This window comes from Paraflavitalea soli (genome assembly GCF_003555545.1).
Lineage (GTDB): Bacteria > Bacteroidota > Bacteroidia > Chitinophagales > Chitinophagaceae > Paraflavitalea > Paraflavitalea soli.
In genome coordinates this window covers 4,656,478-4,679,178 of sequence record NZ_CP032157.1, presented here as the reverse complement: position 1 = coordinate 4,679,178, position 22,701 = coordinate 4,656,478, and the positions used below count along the sequence as shown (strand labels likewise).

Sequence of the window (22,701 nt, the reverse complement as noted above, 5' to 3'; positions counted from 1 at the left end):
ACGCGATGAACCTGTCTAAACAAACACTCTCCAACATTAAAGCTGCGGGCATTAACCTGCCTGCTGCCGGTTATTTTGAGCTGCCTGAAAAGGTATTGCAATTTGGTACCGGCGTACTCTTGCGCGGACTGCCCGATTATTTTATTGACAAAGCCAATAAGCAAGGCCTATTCAATGGCCGCATTGTGGTCGTAAAATCAACCGGCAATGGAGCTACCGATGCTTTTGCCGATCAGGATGGCCTGTATACGCAATGCGTTCAGGGTATTGAGAATGGTAAGAAAGTAGAAGAGAAGATACTGAACGCCTCCATCAGCCGGGTACTGGCTGCCAAAAGTGATTGGGATGAAATACTCAAATGTGCAGCCAATCCCGACATGCAGCTCATCATATCCAATACCACCGAAGTGGGCATCACGTTAATAAAAGATAATGTACATGCTTCACCGCCCGAATCATTCCCCGGTAAGCTCCTGGCCTTCCTCTACCAGCGTTTCAAGGTATTCCAGGGCGACAGCTCCAAAGGAATGGTCATTATCCCGACGGAATTGATTCCTGATAATGGTAAAAAACTGGAAGCCATCGTATTAGAGCTCGCTCACCAAAATGGCCTGGAAACAGCCTTCCTCGACTGGCTCGAAACACATAATTACTTTTGTAATTCATTGGTAGATCGTATCGTGCCCGGCAAGCTGCCAGCCGTTCAGCACCAGCAGATGGAGGCCGATAATGGCTACCGCGATGAACTAATGATCATGTCTGAGGTTTATCGCCTCTGGGCCATCGAATCTGACAATGACCGGGTAAAGGATATTCTTTCTTTCAGTAAGGCCGACCCCGGGGTCGTCATTGCACCAGACATCAATATTTTCCGGGAGTTAAAATTGCGTTTACTCAACGGTTCTCATACCTTTAGCTGCGGGCTGGCCCACCTCGCAGGCTTCCCCACGGTGAAGAGTGCCATGGATGATGCCATCTTCACCGCTTATATCGGTACCCTGATGTTACAGGAAATGGTACCTGCTGTTGCCAGTGAAAGCATTTCAGTACCAACCGCCAAGGACTTTGCCTTTAAAGTACTGGACAGGTACCGTAACCCATATATTGAACACCTGTGGTTGAGCATCACTGTTCAATATTCCTCTAAAATGAAAATGCGGAACATACCCTTGCTCCTGAAACATTACGAAGGGGCAGGCAATATTCCGGAGTATATGGCCCTGGGATTTGCCGGTCACCTCTTGTTCATGAGGTCCACCCTGGCCGATGATGGCAAATACTATGGCGAGTTCAATGGTAAGAAATACCTTATCAATGACGATCATGCAGCCTGGTATGCAGCCAAATGGGCCAATACTGAAGTACCTGCTTTGGTGCAGAAAGTGTTGAGTGATACAGAATTCTGGGGAGTCAACCTGGCCCAATTGCCCGGTTTCGCAGAAGCAGTGACCAACAAACTGGATACCATCATCAAAAAAGGCGCTGCGGCCGCCATGAAAAGCCTGCAAACAGATGGCGTAACGGCTTGATACGAACTATATAGGAAGTGCAGTTGTTTTACCCTAATATAAGCTATGAAACAGATCGTATTGAAAGTGCACCCGAAAGACAATGTGCTGGTAGCGTTGCAAGACCTCACCAAAGGACAAATCATTCCCTTCAATGGGAGTCAGTATACGCTGGTGGAAGATATTCCGGCCAAGCACAAATTCATTACAGAATCACTCCCCACAGGAGGAGCAGTGACCATGTATGGCGTGCTCATCGGCAAAGCCAAACAGGACATTCCCGTAGGCGCCCGCATCTCCACTTCCAACCTCAAACATGCAGCTGAAGAATACCAACTGTCGGACCATCGCAGAACAGGCTGGCATATACCCGATGTGAGCCGCTGGAAGGAGAAAACATTCAAGGGTTTCCATCGTGCTGATGGCAGCGTAGGTACTGCTAATTATTGGCTGGTAGTGCCTCTTGTATTTTGTGAGAACCGTAATGTGGAAGTGCTGAAAGAGGCCTTGCTGGAAGAGCTCGGTTATGCCCGGCCAAAAAAGTATAATGATTTGACAAAACAATTGATAGCGGCCTATCAGAAAGGGATTAATATTGACACGGTTGAATTCAGTGAGCCTGCGTCTGACGACGTACAGGCAGGGCGGCATTTGTTTAAGAATGTGGATGGTATTAAGTTCCTGGCACATGAAGGTGGCTGTGGCGGTATCCGGCAGGATGCACAAACCCTTTGCGGTCTATTGGCCGGTTACATCACCCATCCCAATGTAGCAGGTGCTACTGTACTGAGCCTGGGCTGTCAGAATGCCCAGGTAGCCATGTTGCAGGAGGAGATCGCCAAACGGTCACCCAACTTCAGCAAGCCGCTCTATATACTGGAACAACAGAAAGAAGGACTGGAAACCGACTTGCTGGCCAAAGCTGTAAAGCAAACTTTTGCCGGGCTGGTGGCTGCTGATCAGTTTACACGTCAGCCTGCGCCGCTGAGCAAAATAGTCATTGGTCTTGAGTGTGGCGGCTCTGATGGCTTCTCCGGTATTTCAGCCAATCCGGCGGTGGGGTACACCTCCGATCTGCTGGTTGCCATGGGAGGATCTGTCATCCTTTCTGAGTTTCCGGAGCTGTGTGGAGTAGAACAGGAGATCAGCGATCGTTGTACCACGCAGGAGGCTGCCAAAAAGTTCATTGACCTTATGCGTTCCTACAATGCCCGCGCACAGGCTGTAGGTTCTGGTTTCGATATGAATCCCTCTCCCGGCAATATCAAGGATGGCCTCATTACTGATGCCATCAAGTCTGCGGGAGCAGCTAAAAAAGGAGGTACCTCTCCGGTGGCCGATGTACTCGACTACCCGGAACAGGTGACCAAACCCGGTCTCAACCTCCTTTGTACACCTGGTAATGATGTGGAATCAACTACTGCCGAAGTAGGCTCAGGAGCTACGGTAGTGCTGTTTACTACTGGTCTGGGTACGCCTACCGGCAATCCCATTGCACCTGTAGTGAAAATATCCACCAACACGGTACTGTACAATAAAATGCGTGACATTATTGATCTCAATGCCGGCACCATCATCGACGGGGAGGAAACGATTGAACAATGTGGCGAGCGTATACTCGATTACATTATCAAAGTGGCCAGTGGGGAGATTATCATCAGCGCTGTAAGGCATGGACAGGATGATTTCATTCCCTGGAAGCGCGGTGTATCATTATAAAACTGTATTTGCTCGCAGCTCGCAGCTCACGGCTCGCAGCTTGTATTTAAAAAAGATATATGAAGAACTTCTTAGACGAACATTTTCTCTTGCATACCAAGACAGCTCAAAAGCTGTATCATGACTATGCCAAGAACATGCCGATTATTGATTATCACTGCCACCTGCCCCAACAACAGATAGCAGAAGACAAGCAATTTGAAAACCTTACCCAGATCTGGTTATACGGTGATCATTACAAATGGCGTGCTATGCGTACCAATGGCGCTGATGAACGCTATATCACCGGCAATGCCAGCGACTGGGAGAAGTTTGAAAAATGGGCTGAAACTGTTCCCTATACTTTACGCAACCCCCTGTACCACTGGACACACCTGGAATTGCAACGCTATTTTGATGTGCATAAGGTGCTGAGCCCTGCTACAGCCAAAGAGATATATGAGGAGTGTACAGCAAAATTGCAAACACCTGAATTTGGCGTACGCAACCTGCTGCGCAAAATGGATGTAAGACTTGTGTGCACCACCGATGATCCGGTCGACAACCTGGAGTTTCATGCACAGCTGCAGGCTGAACGCTTTGAAATTCCTATTCTCCCTGCTTTCCGTCCCGATGCTGCGATGAACGTGGACAATCCTGTTAACTTCAACAACTATGTGAGCAGGGTAGAAAAAGCCGCCAATACATCTGTAGGCTCCTATAATGATTACCTTACTGCCTTGAAAAAACGCCATGATTTCTTTGCTGCGCATGGCTGTAATGTATCAGACCACGGCCTCGAAGAGATCTATGCAGAAGACTATACGGAGGCTGAGATCAAAGCGATCTTTGATAAAGTACGCGGCGGCAAGGAACTCGACCTTACTGAGCGTAAGAAGTTCAAGTCGGCTATGCTCGTCACCTTTGCCGAATGGGATTGGGAAAGGGGCTGGGTACAGCAATACCACCTCGGCGCTTTGCGCAATAATAACACGCGCATGTTGAATCAGCTGGGGCCGGATACGGGATGGGATTCCATTGGCGATTTCTCCCAGGCAAGGTCACTGTCTAAATTCCTCAACCGCCTCGATACTGATGATAAGCTCACCAAAACTATTCTGTACAACCTCAATCCTGCTGATAATGAACTGATGGCTACCATGGTAGGCAACTTCAATGATGGTTCATCGGCCGGGAAGATACAATGGGGCTCGGGCTGGTGGTTCCTCGACCAGAAAGATGGCATGACCAAACAAATGAATACATTATCCAATATGGGTTTGTTAAGCAGGTTTGTAGGCATGCTTACCGATTCAAGAAGTTTTCTGTCATATCCCCGTCATGAATATTTCCGTCGTATCTTGTGCAACCTGTTTGGTGATGAGATAGAGCATGGAGAACTGCCCAACGATATTGCCTGGGTAGGAAAAGTGATACAGGACATCTGTTTCCACAATGCAAAGAACTATTTTAACTGGCAGTATGTCGAGAAACAGTCACACATCACAGAAAAAATCTTTTAAACGCGGTATTGACTCATCATGGCTATATTGGACTTCTTTAATCTTAAGGGCAAAACGGCCCTCGTAACAGGCTGTAATAAAGGTATTGGAAAAGGCATGGCATTGGGCCTGGCTGAAGCGGGTGCTGATATTATCGGCGTATCCGGTTCCCTGGAACTCAGCGGCAGCGATATTGAAAAGCAAGTGACAGCGCTTGGCAGGAAATTCAAAGCTTATCAGGCTGATCTTTCTGATCGTACAAGTCTCTATGCTTTTGTAGAAAAAGCCAAAGCGGAAAATCCGGTTATCGATATATTGGTCAACAATGCTGGCACCATTATGCGTAAACCAGCAGCAGAACACCCGGATGAATACTGGGATAAAGTAATGTCCATTAACCTCGATGCTCCCTTTATCCTGGCCAGGGAATTTGGAAAGGATATGGTGGTCCGGGGCAGTGGTAAGATCATTTTTACCTGTTCACTGCTTACCTTTCAGGGAGGTATCAACGTACCGGGTTATGCCGGCAGTAAAGGGGCACTCGGTAGCCTGATTAAAGCACTCGCCAATGAATGGGCGGGTAAAGGCGTAAATGTGAATGGTATTGCACCAGGATATATTGCCACTGATAATACGGAGGCCTTGCGTAATGATCCCGTTCGTAGCAAGTCCATCCTGGATCGTATTCCGGCTGGCCGCTGGGGTGAACCGGAAGACTTTAAGGGCGCTGTGGTATTCCTGGCATCCGAGGCCGCCCAATATGTGAGCGGCACCATCATTACCGTCGATGGCGGATGGATGGGGAGATAAATTACATTGTGTCACCCTGAGCTTGTCGAAGGGTATTTGTTGTAGACAGAAATATAGAAATTATAATCATGGAGATACGTTTTCAGAATAGTCCGAAGGAAACCAGCCGCATGAACACCAAGGAGCTGCGGGAGAACTTTCATATTCCTGCACTGATGCAGGATGACCAGGTGCAATTGGTGTATTCGCATTACGACCGGGTGATCGTTGGTGGTGTTAAGCCTTATAGCAAGGCTGTAGAGTTGCCCAATCATACTGAATTGAGGGCTGAGTATTTCCTGGAGCGTCGTGAGCTGGGTATCATCAACGTGGGAGGCAATGGTGCTGTAGAAGCCGATGGAGAGAAATTCACCCTCAGCAAACTTGACTGTCTCTACCTGGGTAAAGGCGTGAAGAAAGTTTCCTTTACCAGTGATGACAAAAATGCACCAGCTGTATTTTATCTCTTGTCTTCCCCTGCACATGCCAGCTATCCAACCCGTAAACTCACAAAAGAAGAAGCATCCCCTACGGAGATGGGCGATCAAACAACCGCCAATCGCCGTACGATCTATAAATACATCCATGCTGATGGTATAAAAAGCGCTCAACTGGTAATGGGACTTACCGTATTGGCCAGCGGCAGCGTATGGAATACCATGCCGGCACACGTGCATACCCGCCGTATGGAAGCCTATTTCTATTTTGATGTACCGGAGCAACACCGGGTGTTTCATTTTATGGGTGAACCCACGGAAACAAGGCACCTGCTAATAGCCAATCATGAAGCAGTAGTGTCTCCTCCCTGGTCTATCCATTCCGGCTGTGGCACCTCCAATTATTCCTTTATCTGGGGAATGGCTGGTGAAAATTATGTGTATACCGATATGGATGCCGTAGCGATTGCTGATATCAGGTAAATAAGCAACACTCGTCCCGCGCTGCGGGGTGGGTCAATAATAAAAAACTGTCAGGGTGGGTCGCCTTCCAAAGGCTGCTCACCCTGCATTAATGTTAGTAGCACATATGAAAGGAACTGTATTTTGCTTTGGTGAATTGTTATTACGCATGTCCCCAGTGCTCAACAGGGCATGGATACAAAGTAATTCTATGCCGGTGTATGTAGGAGGGGCAGAACTCAATGTTGCCACCGCCCTGGCACGCTGGGGCGTACCAGCCAGGTACGGTACCGCACTTCCTGATAATTACCTCTCCAAAGAGATCTGCGACGAAGTACAAAACAAAAAGATCGATACGTCTGCCATTCATTATTCCGGTAGCCGGATGGGTTTATATTACCTGCCCCAGGGCGCGGATATGAAAAATGCCGGTGTTATCTATGACAGGGCGCATTCTTCTTTTGCCGAACTGCAACCCGGCATGATCGATTGGGATACTGTGCTGAAAGATGTTTCCTGGTTTCACTTCAGTGCCATCAGCCCTGCCCTCAATGAAAATGTTGTGGCTGTATGCAAGGAGGGAGCTGCCGCTGCGGCTGCAAAAGGTATTACCGTTTCGGTAGACCTGAACTACCGCGCCAAATTATGGCAATACGGCAAAAAGCCGGCAGACATCATGCCCGGGCTGGCGCAGTATTGCGACGTGATCATGGGCAATATCTGGGCCGCCAATAACTTATTGGGCATTCCGGTTGATCCCAACATACACATCAATGGCCGTAAAGAGGACTTCCTGGCGCATGCCCAGAAAACTTCTGAAGCGATACAGCAACAATACCCCCGGTGCAAAGCCGTAGCCAATACTTTCCGCTTTGACCATGGTGATGGCGGCATCTTATATTATGCTGCGCTGTATACGGGAGGTAAATTATACAATACTGCCGAACTCATTGCCAATAAGATCATTGACAAAGTAGGCAGTGGTGACTGTTTCATGGCAGGGCTCATCTATGGCCTCTATCACCAGCATCCTGCGCAACAGGTGATCGATGTAGCGGCGAGAGCGGCTTTTGGAAAACTGATGGAGAAAGGTGATGCCACCAGCCAGGACATGGAATCGATTATTGCACAACTAAGTAAGCACAGCTGATATGAACGGAATTATTAAAAAGATAGCTGAACAGGGCGTATTACCCTTGTATTTTCATCCCGACCCTACGGTAAGCGTTGAAGTTTTGAAAGCTTTATATGCAGCCGGTATCCGTGCAGTGGAATACACCAACCGCGGCGAAGCAGCGCTGGACAATTTCAAACTCCTCAAAGAGACCCGCGACCAGGAATTGCCTGAACTCTTATTGGGGATTGGCACGATCAAAAGAAAAAAAGAAGCAAAAGCATTCATGAAAGCAGGCGCTGATTTTATCATTGCTCCCGGCATGATAGAAGAAGTAGCCGAGACTGTGCACAAGGAAGATATGTTGTGGATACCCGGTTGTATGACCACTACCGAGATCATCCGGGCCGAAGATGCGGGCGCCAAACTGATAAAATTATTCCCGGGCAATTTACTGGGGCCTTCCTTTGTTAGCGCCATCAAAGAACTTTTCCCCGACCTGCTGTTTATGCCCACCGGTGGGGTAGAAGTGAGTAAGGAGAACCTGACAGGCTGGTTTAAGTCGGGTGTGGTAGCCGTAGGAATGGGCAGCAAGCTCATCACCAAAGAAATACTGGCCAATAAAGACTATAGCCAGCTGGCCAGCAAAACGAAAGAAGCGATCGCCCTGGTAAATGAAGTACGAGGATAAAAGAGGCAGTATCCTGTATTATTCTATATCCTGAATTCTGTATTCTAAATTCTTGTTTTCCATAACCCCAGACCAACAAAAAAACAAAACGATCATGCAGCAAGCCATAGGCAAATACAGGTGGACCATTTGCGCGCTCTTATTCTTTGCAACCACTGTCAACTACCTCGACAGGCAGGTATTGAGCCTCTTACAGCCACGCCTGGAATCGCTATTCAACTGGACAAGTAGTGACTATGCCAACATAGCAGCCGTCTTTCAGTTTACCTACGCGATCTTTATGTTATTTGCTGGCCGCATTATCGATAAACTGGGAACCAAAAAAGGATATGCCTGGGCCATCGTTATTTGGTCAATAGGCGCCATCATCCACTCACAAGCCGAACCGATCGGAAAAGCCGTAGGCCTTGTTGTAGGTGCTGCAGGCGCCTTCTCCGTAATAGGGTTCATGGTATGCCGTGCCGTATTGGCCCTCGGGGAAGCCGGTAACTTTCCGGCGGCCATTAAAGCTACCGCGGAATACTTCCCCAAGAAAGAACGTTCATTCGCCACTGGTATATTTAATTCAGGCGCCAATGTGGGCGCCATTCTCGCACCCTTGACTGTTCCCTGGATCGCAGATCATTGGGGATGGGGTACCGCTTTTGAGATCATCGGTGCTATCGGATTTCTCTGGCTCATCTTCTGGCTGTTCCTTTACGAAAAGCCCGAGAAGCAAAAGAGATTGTCTGCGGCTGAGCTGGCTTATATCCAGCACAATCCCGAAGAAAAGACGACTACAGCAGCAACAACTACCGGTCCCAAAGAAAAAGTATCCTGGTTTAAACTGCTTACCTATCGTCAAACATGGGCCTTTACCATTGGCAAGTTCTGTACTGATGGTATCTGGTGGTTCTTTCTCTTCTGGTTACCTGCCTACCTGAAAGCTCAATACGGCATGGTGGGAGAATCGATCCAGTTCCCATTGGCCATCTGCTACACCTTCGCCATGATCGGTAGTATTGGTGGTGGCTGGTTCCCCATGTATTTTATCAAAAAAGGATATGCTGCTTATGATGGACGTATGCGGGCCATGCTGCTTATCGCTGTATTCCCCCTCGTAGTACTGCTGGCACAGCCATTAGGATACATCAGTTTCTGGATGCCGGTATTGTTCATCGGTATTGGCACCGCTGCCCACCAGGCATGGAGCGCCAACATCTTCACCACGGTATCTGATATGTTCCCGCAAAAAGCCATCGGCTCTGTAGTAGGCATCGGCGGAATGGCAGGAGGTCTGGGTGGAGTACTCGTTACCAAGATCGGTGGTTGGCTTTTCGATGCCTACACAGCCACTGGTATCGCCAGATCATGGGTGGATGCAAAAGCCGCAGGCCTCGGCGGATTTGTAGATAAAATACTCTCCATGGATCTGGTTACCAAAAATGGCGATAAGGTCGACATCAAGGTGAAGGCATTGTCTAATATTTCCAAAGACGTGATCGAACAGATCAAAACGGTAGATGCAGCGGCATTCGACAAACTGCTACAAATACAAAAGCCCCTCGTGCAGTCAGAAATGGCCACGGCTTATACCATTATGTTTGCCATCTGCGCATTGGGTTACCTGCTGGCATGGAGCATTATGAAAGCGCTGGTACCCAAATACAAACCAATTACAGACCTGTAATAACTCCCTTTATAAAGAGAAAAGGGTGAGCCGCCTTTGGAAGGCGACCCACCCTTTTCTCTTTTATACTTGTCTTCCGGAATAGTCCGAAGGTCAGTAAGTCCGAAAGTGGGTGAGTAATGCAGTAGTTGTATTGCTATATTTTTTTCCGTACTTTCCGTCTTTCGGTCTTTCCGTCTTCCCGACTTACTTCGACACCACCTTCAACCCCACAATAGAACCGATCAGGAGGAAAATAAAGAACATGCGCCAGAAATCGGCCGGCTCTTTATACAACAAAATACCCATGATGACGGTGCCTACGGCACCAATACCTGTCCACACGGCGTAAGCTGTACCGATGGGTATGGTCTGAATAGCTTTATTAAGCAAGAGGAAACTCAGTGTGATACTTACAAAAAAAGCGACCGACCATTTGAGGTTCGAAAAGTTGTTGGACAACTTCAAACAAGTCGTAAATCCTACCTCAAATAAACCCGCAATAATTAATATGATCCAAGACATAACCTTTCATTTAGAGCGCAAAGGTCCGCTATAGCAGGATCATATTTTTTAACATAGGTTAAAAAAAGGCTCACCGCAGCTCGGCCCTGATCCGGCTCAGCGTTACCTGGGTTACCCCCAGGTAGGACGCAATATGCCCAAGCTGAACCCTTTGTATCAGTTCCGGGTTGCTTTCCAGCAGGTTCTTGTACCGGTCGGCGGCTGGCTGAAACTGTAAGCCAATAAAGCAGGATTCTGTCTTGATCAGTTCATATTCAGCCAGCTTACGGCCCCAGTTGGCCAACTCTATATGGGTATCGAATAAGTGGCGGATGGCGGTATGGGATATACTGTACAATACAGCATCCTCCAGCAGTTCAACCGTTTCATAACCTGGTTTATCGGCTGCATAACTATTATAGGAAAAAACGACAGATCCTTCCGCTCCAAACCAGAAGGTGATCTCCTTTTCATCACGATGACAATAAGCCCTGGCAATGCCCTTCTCAATGAAGTACATCTTCTGTTCTACCCGCCCTTCGCGGAATAAGACATAATTCCGGGGATACACTTCTTCCGTAAGCTGCGTCGTTAACTCCTGCAATTTGACTACCGGCAACGGATAGATCTCCTGGATATGTGCAATAATTTTTTGCAATAGCTTCCTGGTTAAGTCACTGCAAGTTACCAAATCAAAGTATTCGCGGGTCTTATTGCCGATTGCCGATTCACGATTGCCGTTTTACTTCAACTTCCACCCATTATTAATATTAGCCTTGGCCAGTTGGTTCGCTTCCCGGTCGCCAATGAAACGCTCCCGCTTCGGATTCCATTTCAATGGGCGCTTGAGCCAGTAGGCAATATTGGCGATAGCGCAGACGGAGCTGGTACGATGACCGGTCTCTACATCACAGATAGGCGGTTTACCACTTTTAATAGCGTCCAGCCAGTCCTGGTGTTGATTATCGCTGTTGTACAGGTGTATTTCGTTTGGTTGTATGATGGATGTAGCAATATTCTCTGGCTTACTGTCGATGAATGAGCGGCTGATGTCCAGGGTTCCTTTGCTGCCGATGAAGCGTACGCCATTGCCCCGGCCAAAATCTTCATGTTTTACCACTACGCCATTGTCATAGACCATGGTCAGTGTTTTATAGTCCTTACCATCTGGTGGGAAAAGGTCTACGGGGCCGCTCTTGTCTTTATCCAGGGCCCATTGCACAATATCAAACATATGCGCGCCCCAGTCGCTCAGGAGGCCGCCGCCAAATTCTTTGTAATTGCGCCAATTGGGAAATATATCCTGTTCTACCGGGGGAGCCAGCACATCATTGAAGGGGCGTAAAGCTGCCGGGCCCACCCATTGCTGCCAGTTCAACTCTGCCGGGATGGGTTGTTCAGGCAGTTCGCAGACAATACCCGCCTTGCCTACATTTACCAACACTTCTTTGATATCACCAAGGTAGCCATTGCGCACCAGTTCACAGGCATGCCTGAAATTCCGGGAGCTGCGCTGCATGCTACCTGTTTGCAGGATCACGTTGTTCCGTTTCATCGCCTTTACCATGGCCCTGCCTTCTTCTACCGAATGCGCCAGGGGTTTCTCACAATACACATGCTTCTTTGCATTGGCGGCCATAATGGATTGTACGGCGTGCCAGTGATCGGGTGTGGCTATCACGACGGCATCGATATCTTTTCTTTCCAGTAGTTGTTTAAAATCCGAATAGGCTGTAAATCCTTTGTACTGCGGTTGATCTTTTGCATCAGCATACAGTTTTTCTGTGATCTGCCGGAACAAAGCCAGTTTCTTGCTGTCTACATCGGCGCCGGCCAGTACCTGTGCTTTAGGGGCAAAACCCTTTACCAGGCCCCTGGCTTGTTTGCCGGTGCCAATAAATCCCAGTGTGATCTTATCGCTGGGGGCAGTATATCCTTTGCCACCCATTACAAACCGGGGGATGATCATGATCCCTACCGAAGCCATGAGCGTATTCTTTACAAAATTCCTTCTGCTTAATTGATTGGGGTCTTTAGGAGTATTCATATTGAGGTCGTTGGTATAAGCCACTTACCGACAGGTAGTAAATAATCAGTAATTAATAATTAGTAATCTGTATTCAATTTATTTCTTCATCGCCCACAATATCCCGCCCAGCAAGTGCTGCAGGTACAAGGGATCAGTATATGACTCTTTGGTATGCCCCAGCTCAGTATAAAAAGCCCGGCCACCTTCGAAGTTGTGGTACCAGCTCATGGGGTGGGTAGTGCCCATCCTGTTGCCAGTGTAAGTAGTCTCATCGATTGTCATCAGTACATGTACACTATCCGACATCCATTTATAATTATACCACTCATCTTTGCGGGTCCAGCGTACGGGTAAATGTTTGGTGGAAATATGCTTGCTATCAACAATATCGAGTGTAGCTTCCTGTGGTGCCGGGTGGCTTTTGAAATAAGCCCCTACCAACCTTCCATACCAGGGCCAGTCGTATTCCGTATCGGTGGCTGCGTGTACACCCACAAATCCTCCACCGGCACGGATGTATTGCTCAAAAGCTGTCTGTTGTTCATCATCCAGCACATTGCCGGTGGTATTGAGGAACACTACGGCTTTATACTGCTTTAAGTTATTCTTGGTGAATACAGCAGCGTCGGAGCTGGTATCGACGCCAAACTTGTTTTCCTGGCCCAATTTAATAATGGCCAGTTTGCCTTCAGGAATGGAGTTGTGGTAGAATCCGGCTGTTTTGCAGAATACGAGGACCTTGTTCTTTTGGGCTGCTGCGCCAAGCGACAACAGTAAAATTACGATCAGGAAGAGCGGGGCTTTGCGTTGGTTGATCATATGGCTTGTTGGGTTGGGAAAATAATTAAGTTATTCCGTGAAGCTAATGCAAAACATCAATTACCTGGTTATAAGAAGTCATTAAATTTCCGGTCATCCAGGCGAACTTTTTTTCCTCCCTGCTGCCTGCTTCCTGCGGTTACGAAATTTTTTTCCTTCCTGCTATTTACTCAACTTATTGAGATACAATCCTTTTCCTGACTGGCATTGGCTTTGGAGTATTCATCACCGTAACGCACTGTTACAAATTGTAATCATCATTTAATCATCTTAAAACAATTTATTATGCACAACATTGATCGAACCACCAATGAGTATGAATTCAACCATGAATTCGAATTTGAAGGCGAAGGTGAAGGCGAATTTGAGTTTGAGTTTGAAGGAGAGGGTGAAGGTGAATTTGAGTTTGAAGGTGAACTCGAAGGCGAAGCCCTGGAACTGGAATTAGCAACCCAGTTATTGGAAGTAAGCAATGAGTATGAACTGGAGCAGTTCCTCGGCAATGTATTCAAGAAGATCGGCCGTGGCGTTTCCAATTTTGCCAAATCATCAGTGGGCAAAGGTTTGCTGGGCGGGTTGAAATCAATTGCCAAGAAAGCCCTGCCCATCGCGGGTGGTGCATTGGGTAACCTGGTGGCTCCGGGTATTGGCGGAATGATCGGCAGCAAACTGGGCGGTTTTGCCTCCAACATGTTTGAACTGGAACTGGAAGGTCTTAGCAATGAAGACCGCGAATTTGAAGTAGCCCGTCGTTTCGTACGTTTTGCTTCCGATGCTACCCGTCGTGCATCTGCTGCCGCGGCTGCCGGTGCTTCTCCCAAAGCTGCAGTAGGCAATGCGCTGAAGCAAGCTGCTTATAACCATGCTCCCGGTTTGCTGCGCAAACGTCGTGGTGGTGGCAGGTACGGAAGGCCAGGTGGCAGAGCTGGTATAGGTGCAAGCGCTTATGCCGGTGGTGCCGGATATGATGGCGGCAATGGGGCCGATGCAGGTACTTCAGGCACCTGGGTAAAGGATGGCAATAACATCATAGTTTACGGAGCCTGATCCAACAACAGAAACCATTTTTCAACTCCTTAAAATTTACTTACATGAGTAGCTTATATGAATACGAGTTCAACAACGAATATGAATTCGAAGGCGAAGGTGAACTTGTACACGAACTATTATCCGTTAGCAATGAATATGAATTTGAGAACTTCCTGGGCAACGTGTGGAATGCTGCCAAACGGCTGTATAATTCTCCACAGGGACAGGCAGTGAAGAAAGACTTTGTTGCCGGCGCCAAAAGTTTCGGCAAGAAAATGCTGCCCAGCATAGGCCAAAATCTGGGATCATACATAGGCGGAAGTACAGGCGGCAAGATTGGCGGTCAACTGGCCAATGCTGCCAGCAACTGGCTTTTTAATGAAGTAGGAGAAGCGGAAGCGATTGACTACCTGCGGGTGGTGCGCAAAGCTGCCAAATACCTCAACAAAGCCCTCAGTGAAGGCGCCGGCGGTCCGCCCAGAGCCTTGGTTACACAGGCTATCAACCAGGCTGCCAGGCCAGTACTGGCGCAACGCCGGTCACAATCCACTTCGGGTAACATAGCCCCCTCATCTAAAAAACAGGGAAGATGGTTCAGACAAGGCAATCAATTGATACTACAAGGCGCGATCTGAAATACCAGCGCTTCCTCATCAATGAGGCGCAGGGATTGTTGACCCGCTTATCCCAGCTGCAGCCTTTTGAAACGTCGATGCCAATGGTCATGGCAGCAGCCGTACCCTATATGGCGCAAAAGAACATTTATGAACTGATGCGTACGGGTAAAGAGCTGCTGGCTACCAAGGTCAGGCGGTTTATCGACAAAATGAAGCAGCCACACCGTATTCATACGGAAAAATGCCAGGCTGCCTACGCGGTGCTGAAGTTGCAATTCAATGCGCTGCTGGATCAGTTCGACATCTTTGCGGATGTGGTAAGCCAGCGCGGCGAAAACGAAACGGGTATCTGGGTGGCCGGGCTGGACGTCTTCGCTAAAGATGCACTCAAAATGGACCGGTTCCTGCTGGAAGCGCCGCCATTGATCTGTTACCTCGACAGGGGGCATGGTGCTGCTATCCGGAGAGCCCGCACACGATTACCAGGCGGTGACGAAAATCCGGTAGCGGTGATCAAGATCCCCCGCGAACGAATGGTGGCCAGTGGTATCGGTTCCTCACTCGTACATGAAGTAGGACACCAGGGGTCGGCACTGCTGGACCTGATACCTTCACTGAAACCAGTACTGGACGATCTCTCGCGGAAGGATGCTGTGCACCGCGAGTCGTGGAAACTACTCAATCGGTGGATATCTGAGATACTGTCTGATTTCTGGTCGGTATCCTTTCTGGGCATCAGCGCTACCACGGGATTAATGAGTGTAGTAAGCTTGCCAAAATACTTTGTATTCAGGGCGGTAGATAATGACCCGCATCCCTTTCCCTGGATACGCGTAAAGATCAGTCTTGCTTTTGGCAAACATATCTATCCCGAAAATCAGTGGTATCGGCTGGAACGCTTGTGGGAATCCATGTATCCGAAGGAAGGATTAAAACCTGCCTCCCTGGCATTGATCAACAACCTGGAAGCCATCCTGCCTGCTTTTGCAAAGATGGTGGCTGAACACAAGCCTTTAAAATTAAAAGGTAAAAAGATAGGTGAGGTATTTCCCTACCAGGAGCGACAGCCACATCAGCTAAGGGCTTATTACAGGCAATGGAAAAACGACCTGGAAGTCATGAAAAAACAACGCCCCTCACTAGTGTTCGCAGTCATAGGGCAGGCCCGGGCGGATGATGTGATCACTCCGTTTTCCGAGAACCGGGTATTGACCAATATGCTCCGTCACTGGGCATTGGTGAATATCTGATGCAAATAACATTAAAGAAAATAAAAATTATTCAACATGGCTACTGTAAACTTTGTCAACCCGGTCTTTAACAGGTCGGGTAATCACTCCTTTGACTTCAGCGCGATCTCCGAGACGCCGGTCATCGATGTGGGTAAAGTGCTCAATAATCCCAAAGACAGGCTGGTAAAAGTGGGCGATATTATCTACCTCACTATTAGTTTCAGGGCAGATAATGTAAGCAAATCCACCAACGGACAGCATTTACCGTCCTTCTTTGTTTTCTATTCTCCGGCAGATGACAAGGAACTGAAAGTGAAATATATTTTCGATGCGGCCAGCCCCATCCTCATTCCTAATGGTGAGGGTGATGACGTTATACTGGAATGCCTGCTCGACCTGGCGGATCTTGCCTCCGGCGAAAAAGTGATCCAGCTCAGGGGCTTTGATAAAGAGCCTGGTAAAATAAGAGAGGTATTGCTGGCAGAATCTGATCCTTTCTATGTACAGCAATCCCTGGCTGAGTTTATGCAGCCCAATATTGCCAACCAGGGCATTTCTGATGAGACGGGCCTCAATCGCGACCGCATCAACAATCCGACCTACTTCCCGGTAGGGTTGCAGCCGGTAAACCCTTTGTATACAAAGGACGTAAAACTATGGGAAGCCATCCGGGATGCCACAGAAGCGCTTTCCTTCAGGAACTACTATGATTTCATGAATGTGATCTTTTGCGGTGAGGACATTCCGATCGATCATGAAAGTCAGTTCCAGAAAGAACTGAAGCGCCTGAAGAAACGCCGGAAACTTCCTTTCAATGATACGGATGCTTACCGCTCCATCAAAATAGCTACGGAAGCCTTTGTGATGGTGAACCTGGCCAATAGCACGGGTGACCTGTCGGGCTACCTGCAAACCGTGTCTGATTCTAACGGTGAAGTATTACAGATCATTCCTTACCTCGCTATCATCCGGAACAAGCTGAGTGATATCGATTTCAAATCCACCAGCTTTGAAGATGCGCTCAGTAATTTCATCGATTCCAGTAATGGCCGTGTGGCCGATACCTGCTTTGGTATCATTTCAGAGCGCATTCAGCAGCCGATCTACCTGGAGCTGATCTGGAGCTACTGGCACGAGGAAAGTATGATGGTGCAAGGTGTCAATACCATTGCCCGCCGTTTCCAGAACATCAAGGGCGAAGGAGCGGTAGATCCCCTGGCCAATCTGGAAGTGGGTCCATTACGTCCCCTGAGCAACCTGATGTGGGGATATATACAGGACGAACAACACAGGCTCACGGTACGTCGCCGCGCCTATGAATATGATCACCATTATGGTATCACTCTCCAGGGCAAAGCTGTCAGCAATATGCGTACGGCTGATAGCCGCAGCAAATTCATCGAGGCCTTCCACATGCTCATGAACCTGTGCATGAAGTTCTATCGCCAGTATGACGATACTACGGTAGTGGCCGATGGATTCCCCATCATGAATGCACTCAAAGAAGTACATATGATCCTGAGCGAAGGGGCCCACAACCAGTATGGCGATCTTCCATCCACTGCACGTATTGAAATGCTGATGCAGCAATACCTGCTGGCACGTCCCGAATTCAGGGAGTTCCTGCCCACCCGGCAGATGGTGCCTTATCCCGAAGCCTGGATGGACAGAGCAGCCGTATTGAACCAGTTACATGGGTGGACAAAAACGAGTGTACTGCATTTCCGTGACCTGGGTGTATTTGGGGAACAGATATTGCTGTCGATCAGGTTTGGCGCGTGGAGTACAGTCTTCAACAGGGACCAGGCTGCCAACTGGGCTATCTTCTGGCGGCCGCAGATCCAGAACTATATGCATGCTTACCGTGCTGTGACGGGCGTAGACCTTACCCGTGAAGATGGTGCGGTGATCGATGCACAACAACCTTCCACCCATTTGTTACGCAGACTCAAGGAACAAAAAACAGCAAGATGATACTATGATGGATTTTACATCGTCGCTGTACCTTGGAATGAAACATAGCAGTAAGGAATTGAATGATTGGCAACAGTTGACTACCGGCGTGCCTGCCGCACTGGGCGAAGCAGACCTGGCGCTACAGGTCGGGAATTATGTGGCAGGCATGCAGGGATTGGAAGAAGGATTGACTGCGCCTTCCACCCTGCACCTTTACTGGGACCTGTTCGATTACCTGTGTCACCAGCCGGTTGTCCTGTTCATCGATGAAAAAGTGTATCCTGTTTCCAGGTATGGCATAGAGAAACTGCTAATCAGGAAAGTTCCCGTTCACCCTTTCAGGCATTTCGATGCGGACCATGTAGCGGAGCTGATCAGAAAAAACAGCACCAGGTCAACAACCCCGGTGATCGTGAGTGATGGTTGGTGTCCCTCCTGTGGCAGGGCTGCTCCGCTGCAACAATACGCGGCCCTGGTGAAACCACTGAAGGGAGCAGTGATTGTAGATGATACCCAGGCCTTCGGCGTATTGGGTACCAGAAAAAGGAACGGGAAGCCATATGGGCAGGGTGGGGGTGGATTACTACGATGGCAATCCTTACAGTCGGATACCATCATCACCATCGTTTCCCTGGCCAAAGGATTGGGTGTGCCGATGTCGGTGATAAGCAGTACACACCAGTTCATTGGGTCCTTTGCCAGGCATAGCCAAACAAGGGTCAATTCAAGCCCGGTGAGCCTGGCACATCTGCAGGCTGCTATGAATGCTTTTCGCATCAACCGGCTGGAAGGGGATGAAAGACGGTCGGCACTCTGGCGAAACATTAGTTTGTTAAGGTCTCTTTTACAGCGCGCGGGTATACTGGTACAAGGTGGCATCTTCCCGGTGCAAGCCATCCGCTGCCATTCCCGGCAGCAGACCATCAGGCTTTGGGAAGAACTGAAGAAGCGTAATATCAGATCAGTATTGATCACCCCGCACGGGGAGCAGCAGCCGGCCCTTTGCCTGATCGTCCATAGCGATCATACGCCAGGAGATATCCGGGTATTGGCTGATGCTATTAAAAAACACCATTTTTTATTTAAACAATCGGATCATGTCAACACTCTTACAGGAAATCCTTACCGAACAGGAAGTGCTCAAACTATCCCCGGATGGAAAGCCGGCGCATAAAGACAGTTGTTCCTGCCTGCAATGTGCGCATGGTATGAATGCACCCAATCATAAGAATTGGCGGCAACGGAGAAATGACCGCTATTTTAAGCCAGTACACGATTGTAAGTCTACGCAGCAAAAGGAGTTTGAAGAAGAACAGTTCCTGGGTTCTGTGTTGGGTACTGCCGTAAAAATAGGATCGGGTCTGGCCAATGCAGCCAGCAAAGTTTCCGGAGCTGCTTCAAAACTATCTTCTGTAGCAGGTACAGTACCTAAGTCACCTATCATCAGCATCGGCAATCGCCAGCGCGTTGCCTTATTGGAACATTGGGCCAATAAATTGAAAAGGGCTAAAAGTGATGTGGTAAAAGCAAGGTATCAGCAGTACATCGACACCATCAATAAAAGGCAACGTCCTTCCTGGCACCAGTCGGAAAAAGACCTGCAGCTCTTCTTCAAAAAACTGGGTATGCCGGGGCAAAAAACTTTCCTGGGCAACCAGCCAGCCAAATGGATCAAACGGCCCGACGGCACAGCTGTGCCGCCGCGCAACAGCGTCATTCCCGATATCAACCCGGCAGATGCGATGATAGAGGTAAAAAACTACAACATTCAAAACCAGGATGCCCTTATCCGCAACCTGCAGCAACAGATAGGTCGTCGTATGCAGCAGGGGCCACAGGATGCTGCCGGTAACCCGCTCGATCAGAAAGTGATCCTTGATATGCGTGGTCAGCAGGCTACCCTGGACCAGCTCAAACAACTGGCGCAAAAAGTGGTATCGGGTACTGGTCTTGCTCCTGAAAACGTACAGGTTGTTACCTGGGAAATCGTCCTTCCAGGCTAATAGCTAAATGCTAACAGCTAATTCCTTTCTATGCTGATCATAGACGCACACTGCCATGCCGGAAAAGGGGATGGCCTCACAGGGCCCTGGGATACCAGCGCACCACTGAAGAACTTCCTCCGCTGGTCGGAGGAGGCCGGCATACAAAGGACCAATCTCTTTGCTGCCTTTCATTCTGACTATGCTAAAGCGAATGCCGCCGTATCTGTTATTGTCAATAAGCAACCGCAGCGGTTCTATGGGTTTGCTTTTGTGCATGCAGTGAACGACCGGGGACGCATTTTTGAATTGGTCAATGAGGCTGTTACTCAATATGGGTTCTGTGGTATTAAGGTACATCGCCATGATGCCCGTATTTCCCGGGAAATATGTGAGGCTGCCAGATACTTTTCGGTACCTGTATTGTATGATGTGGTAGGAGAGGTATCGATGGTCGAACTACTGGCTACTGAATATCCGGAGGTCAACTTTATCATTCCACATCTTTCCAGCTTTTCGGATGACTGGCGGGCGCAGATTGCGCTCATTCCTTTGTTGGAAAGGCATCCCAATGTATTTACCGACACCTCTGGCATACGTCGTTATGATCTATTGGAAATGGCTTTCAAAAGGGCCGGGCCGGGTAAGATCCTTTTTGGTTCTGATGGTCCCTGGCTGCATCCTGCGGTAGAATTAAAAAAAGTATTCGTGCTCACGCGCAACAAGACCGACCTTCAGCGCATGTTGGCCGGCAACTTTCTACACCTTACAGAGAAAGCGCGTAATGGAGAATACGAAACAGCAGGTCGTCCCAAACCCGTCTTCTCTAAAACAGATGAACCGCTTACTTACGAGTATCGTGATCCCTGGCTGGTAAAGTAGCCTGAGGCAATAATTATTAATTAATAATTATTGATTATTACGGGCTTCATTAATTGTATAATGTCAACTAACCTCATTCCGCTTTCTGATATACTGTAATGTTCTTACTTCCACATTCAGCTTGCGGGCAGCCAGCTTCAGGTTGCCGCCACAATCTTCCAGTGCGATCTCCATGGCCAGCATGGCAATATCGTTCTTGATCTTCAACAGGTCTTTGCCACTGGCAATGGCCAGCCGGATGGATTGCTGCATGCTTTGGTGTTGCTGGTTCCAGGCTTGCTTAAGTTGCTGAATATCCGGCAACTCATCTTCCGGAATATCACCAATGCTGATGAATCCTTCTCCTGTATAGCGCATGGCTATTCTTGCAATCAATTGTTTCAACTCACGTACATTACCCGGGTAATCGCGGCTCACCAGGTAATTCATCACTGTGTTATCTATTTCAGGAGCTGCTACCAGCTTCAGTTCCTGGCGCAGGAAATAACGCGCCAGCTCGGGAATATCTTCTCGTCGCTCCTGTAAAGGAGGGAGTGTTAACACGGCAGATGCCACCCTGAAATACAGGTCTTCCCGGAAATTTCCTTTCGTGATTTCTTCTTTTAAATTCCTGTTGGTAGCACACACCAGCCTGAAATGGGTCTTATTCCAGGTATTGCTGCCCACCCGCTTATAGGTACCTTCCTGGATCACCCGTAATAAGCCTGCCTGTAGCGTTAAAGGAAGTTCGCCCAATTCATCTAAAAATAAAGAGCCTTTATTGGCCAGCGCAAAAGCACCCTCGCGGGTATATATTGCGTTGGTAAAAGCGCCTTTCTCATGACCATAGAACTCACTGCCCGATAGTTCCGGTACAATGGTGGTGCAATCCAGCAACACCAGTTCCCCTTTTTCCTTGCGTTGGTCCAGGGCATGTATTAACCCGGCTGTCATTTCTTTCCCGGTGCCCGATTCTCCCATCAGCAGGATATGGTGGTTTGTGAACCAGGCCGCTTCAATCACTTTGCCCAGGAACTTCTTCCAGTTCTTACTTTCCCCGATCATGGTGCGTTGCACAAGGTCTGACTGGATCAGGTCATTGATCAGTTTCCACCTTTTGATGCGTGATAATAAGAGACCGATCACCGCTTCATCATTATCTTTCCAGGCTATTACATCACTGGCGCCGGCCTGCACTAATTGCCATTTCAGTATATCGGATACAGTGTGATGAACAGAAAGGATAATTACTTTATAATCAGCACTGCCCAGCTGCTGCAATTGCTCCATCACTGCTTCAAAAGCGATCCTGGTTGTCCAGCACACAATAATTACTTTGGTATCGGGGCCAGGCTGCCGGTGACAGTCAATACCGCGCTCCTGTAAGGCGCAGGGAATAGCCTCCGTTTCCGGAACATCAGTTTTTCCTGTATGGATCACACATACCGATAGGTTTTCCATGACGAAGCCGTTGTTGCGTCGTTAACAATCATTACATCAGGTAGGAGGCAGGATAATTAACCGGTTTCGGAAGAATGCATACAACGGCATGCCAATGAAGACACCAGTAACAGGACGGGCCAATAGCGCCTCCTGTTGCCGGTTCATCAACAGTGAACCAGGATGCATACTTTCAAAACACTTTTCAGGTAAACGGCGGCAGGGAAAGAAAAGGTAGTGTTCGGCCCGGCGCCTAATCAGTAATAATATAAGCCGGGATGATCATTACCAGACGGTGATATAAAGCGGCAGGAGATAATCGGAATGAAATGCTCACGTTCGCGCATCATTCTTTGTACGCATAAAAAGTTGGTTATTTTAAA

Annotated in this window: 20 protein-coding genes; 15 read left to right on the top strand and 5 right to left on the bottom strand. The window is 48.5% G+C overall.

The features are described 5' to 3' along the window. Positions 1-5: 5 nt before the first annotated feature. From D3H65_RS17430 to D3H65_RS17395, 8 genes are all read left to right on the top strand, one after another. Positions 6-1,529 carry a tagaturonate reductase gene (locus D3H65_RS17430; protein WP_119051529.1) on the top strand — a complete coding sequence of 508 codons (1,524 nt, stop codon included), beginning with the start codon at positions 6-8 and terminating at the stop codon, positions 1,527-1,529. Positions 1,530-1,574: 45 nt separating this feature from the next. Further along, positions 1,575-3,227 carry a UxaA family hydrolase gene (locus tag D3H65_RS17425; protein ID WP_119051528.1) on the top strand — a complete coding sequence of 551 codons (1,653 nt, stop codon included), beginning with the start codon at positions 1,575-1,577 and terminating at the stop codon, positions 3,225-3,227. A gap of 59 nt (positions 3,228-3,286) precedes the next feature. Then, the gene (uxaC, locus tag D3H65_RS17420; RefSeq protein WP_119051527.1) at positions 3,287-4,729 is read left to right on the top strand and encodes a glucuronate isomerase; all 1,443 of its coding nucleotides are present in this window, start codon (positions 3,287-3,289) and stop codon (positions 4,727-4,729) included. Positions 4,730-4,747: 18 nt separating this feature from the next. Next, positions 4,748-5,518: an SDR family oxidoreductase gene (locus D3H65_RS17415; RefSeq protein WP_119051526.1), complete on the top strand. Its 771-nt coding sequence runs from the start codon at positions 4,748-4,750 to the stop codon at positions 5,516-5,518. A 68-nt stretch (positions 5,519-5,586) separates the two neighbouring features. After that, positions 5,587-6,417 (top strand): 5-dehydro-4-deoxy-D-glucuronate isomerase, encoded by an 831-nt coding sequence (gene kduI / locus D3H65_RS17410; protein WP_119051525.1) that lies wholly within the window; start codon positions 5,587-5,589, stop codon positions 6,415-6,417. A 106-nt stretch (positions 6,418-6,523) separates the two neighbouring features. Continuing rightward, positions 6,524-7,546, top strand: a complete 1,023-nt coding sequence (locus tag D3H65_RS17405) for a sugar kinase (protein ID WP_119051524.1) — start codon at positions 6,524-6,526, stop codon at positions 7,544-7,546. A 1-nt stretch (position 7,547) separates the two neighbouring features. Next, positions 7,548-8,201 carry a beta/alpha barrel domain-containing protein gene (locus D3H65_RS17400; RefSeq protein ID WP_119051523.1) on the top strand — a complete coding sequence of 218 codons (654 nt, stop codon included), beginning with the start codon at positions 7,548-7,550 and terminating at the stop codon, positions 8,199-8,201. A gap of 94 nt (positions 8,202-8,295) precedes the next feature. Continuing rightward, a complete protein-coding gene (locus D3H65_RS17395; protein WP_119051522.1) occupies positions 8,296-9,870 on the top strand; it encodes an MFS transporter in 1,575 nt (524 codons plus the stop codon). Positions 9,871-10,056: 186 nt separating this feature from the next. Here D3H65_RS17395 and D3H65_RS17390 read toward each other — a convergent pair whose 3' ends face one another. The 4 genes from D3H65_RS17390 to D3H65_RS17375 all read right to left on the bottom strand — a co-directional run bounded on the left by D3H65_RS17390 (position 10,057) and on the right by D3H65_RS17375 (position 13,201). Further along, positions 10,057-10,374: a DMT family transporter gene (locus tag D3H65_RS17390; RefSeq protein WP_119051521.1), complete on the bottom strand. Its 318-nt coding sequence runs from the start codon at positions 10,372-10,374 to the stop codon at positions 10,057-10,059. Positions 10,375-10,444: 70 nt separating this feature from the next. Continuing rightward, positions 10,445-11,011 (bottom strand): Crp/Fnr family transcriptional regulator, encoded by a 567-nt coding sequence (locus tag D3H65_RS17385; protein WP_119051520.1) that lies wholly within the window; start codon positions 11,009-11,011, stop codon positions 10,445-10,447. Positions 11,012-11,095: 84 nt separating this feature from the next. Next, positions 11,096-12,400, bottom strand: coding sequence for a Gfo/Idh/MocA family protein (locus tag D3H65_RS17380; RefSeq protein ID WP_119054557.1), 1,305 nt, complete (start codon positions 12,398-12,400; stop codon positions 11,096-11,098). A gap of 78 nt (positions 12,401-12,478) precedes the next feature. Further along, positions 12,479-13,201, bottom strand: a complete 723-nt coding sequence (locus D3H65_RS17375; protein WP_119051519.1) for a ThuA domain-containing protein — start codon at positions 13,199-13,201, stop codon at positions 12,479-12,481. Positions 13,202-13,486: 285 nt separating this feature from the next. On the opposite strand from D3H65_RS17375, the gene D3H65_RS17365 reads away from it, so the two are divergent. Genes D3H65_RS17365 through D3H65_RS17335 form a run of 7 tightly spaced genes read left to right on the top strand, consistent with a single transcriptional unit; the run spans position 13,487 to position 20,899 of the window. Next, on the top strand, positions 13,487-14,248 hold the full coding sequence (locus D3H65_RS17365) for a hypothetical protein (RefSeq protein ID WP_162915302.1): 762 nt from the start codon (positions 13,487-13,489) through the stop codon (positions 14,246-14,248). 44 nt (positions 14,249-14,292) lie between these two features. After that, complete coding sequence (locus D3H65_RS17360) at positions 14,293-14,865, top strand: hypothetical protein (protein WP_119051516.1); 573 nt, start codon at positions 14,293-14,295, stop codon at positions 14,863-14,865. Beyond that, positions 14,820-16,097, top strand: coding sequence for a hypothetical protein (locus D3H65_RS17355; protein ID WP_119051515.1), 1,278 nt, complete (start codon positions 14,820-14,822; stop codon positions 16,095-16,097). The genes D3H65_RS17360 and D3H65_RS17355 overlap by 46 nt, the downstream gene beginning before the upstream one ends. Before the next feature lie 36 nt (positions 16,098-16,133). Then, on the top strand, positions 16,134-18,053 hold the full coding sequence (locus tag D3H65_RS17350) for a hypothetical protein (protein WP_119051514.1): 1,920 nt from the start codon (positions 16,134-16,136) through the stop codon (positions 18,051-18,053). A gap of 4 nt (positions 18,054-18,057) precedes the next feature. Next, the gene (locus D3H65_RS17345) at positions 18,058-19,209 is read left to right on the top strand and encodes an aminotransferase class I/II-fold pyridoxal phosphate-dependent enzyme (protein WP_162915694.1); all 1,152 of its coding nucleotides are present in this window, start codon (positions 18,058-18,060) and stop codon (positions 19,207-19,209) included. Then, the gene (locus tag D3H65_RS17340; protein WP_162915693.1) at positions 19,133-20,038 is read left to right on the top strand and encodes a hypothetical protein; all 906 of its coding nucleotides are present in this window, start codon (positions 19,133-19,135) and stop codon (positions 20,036-20,038) included. The genes D3H65_RS17345 and D3H65_RS17340 overlap by 77 nt, the downstream gene beginning before the upstream one ends. Before the next feature lie 30 nt (positions 20,039-20,068). After that, a complete protein-coding gene (locus D3H65_RS17335) occupies positions 20,069-20,899 on the top strand; it encodes an amidohydrolase family protein (protein WP_211345511.1) in 831 nt (276 codons plus the stop codon). 63 nt (positions 20,900-20,962) lie between these two features. Here D3H65_RS17335 and D3H65_RS17330 read toward each other — a convergent pair whose 3' ends face one another. Beyond that, positions 20,963-22,339, bottom strand: a complete 1,377-nt coding sequence (locus D3H65_RS17330) for a sigma-54-dependent transcriptional regulator (RefSeq protein ID WP_119051511.1) — start codon at positions 22,337-22,339, stop codon at positions 20,963-20,965. Between the last annotated feature and the right edge of the window lie 362 nt (positions 22,340-22,701).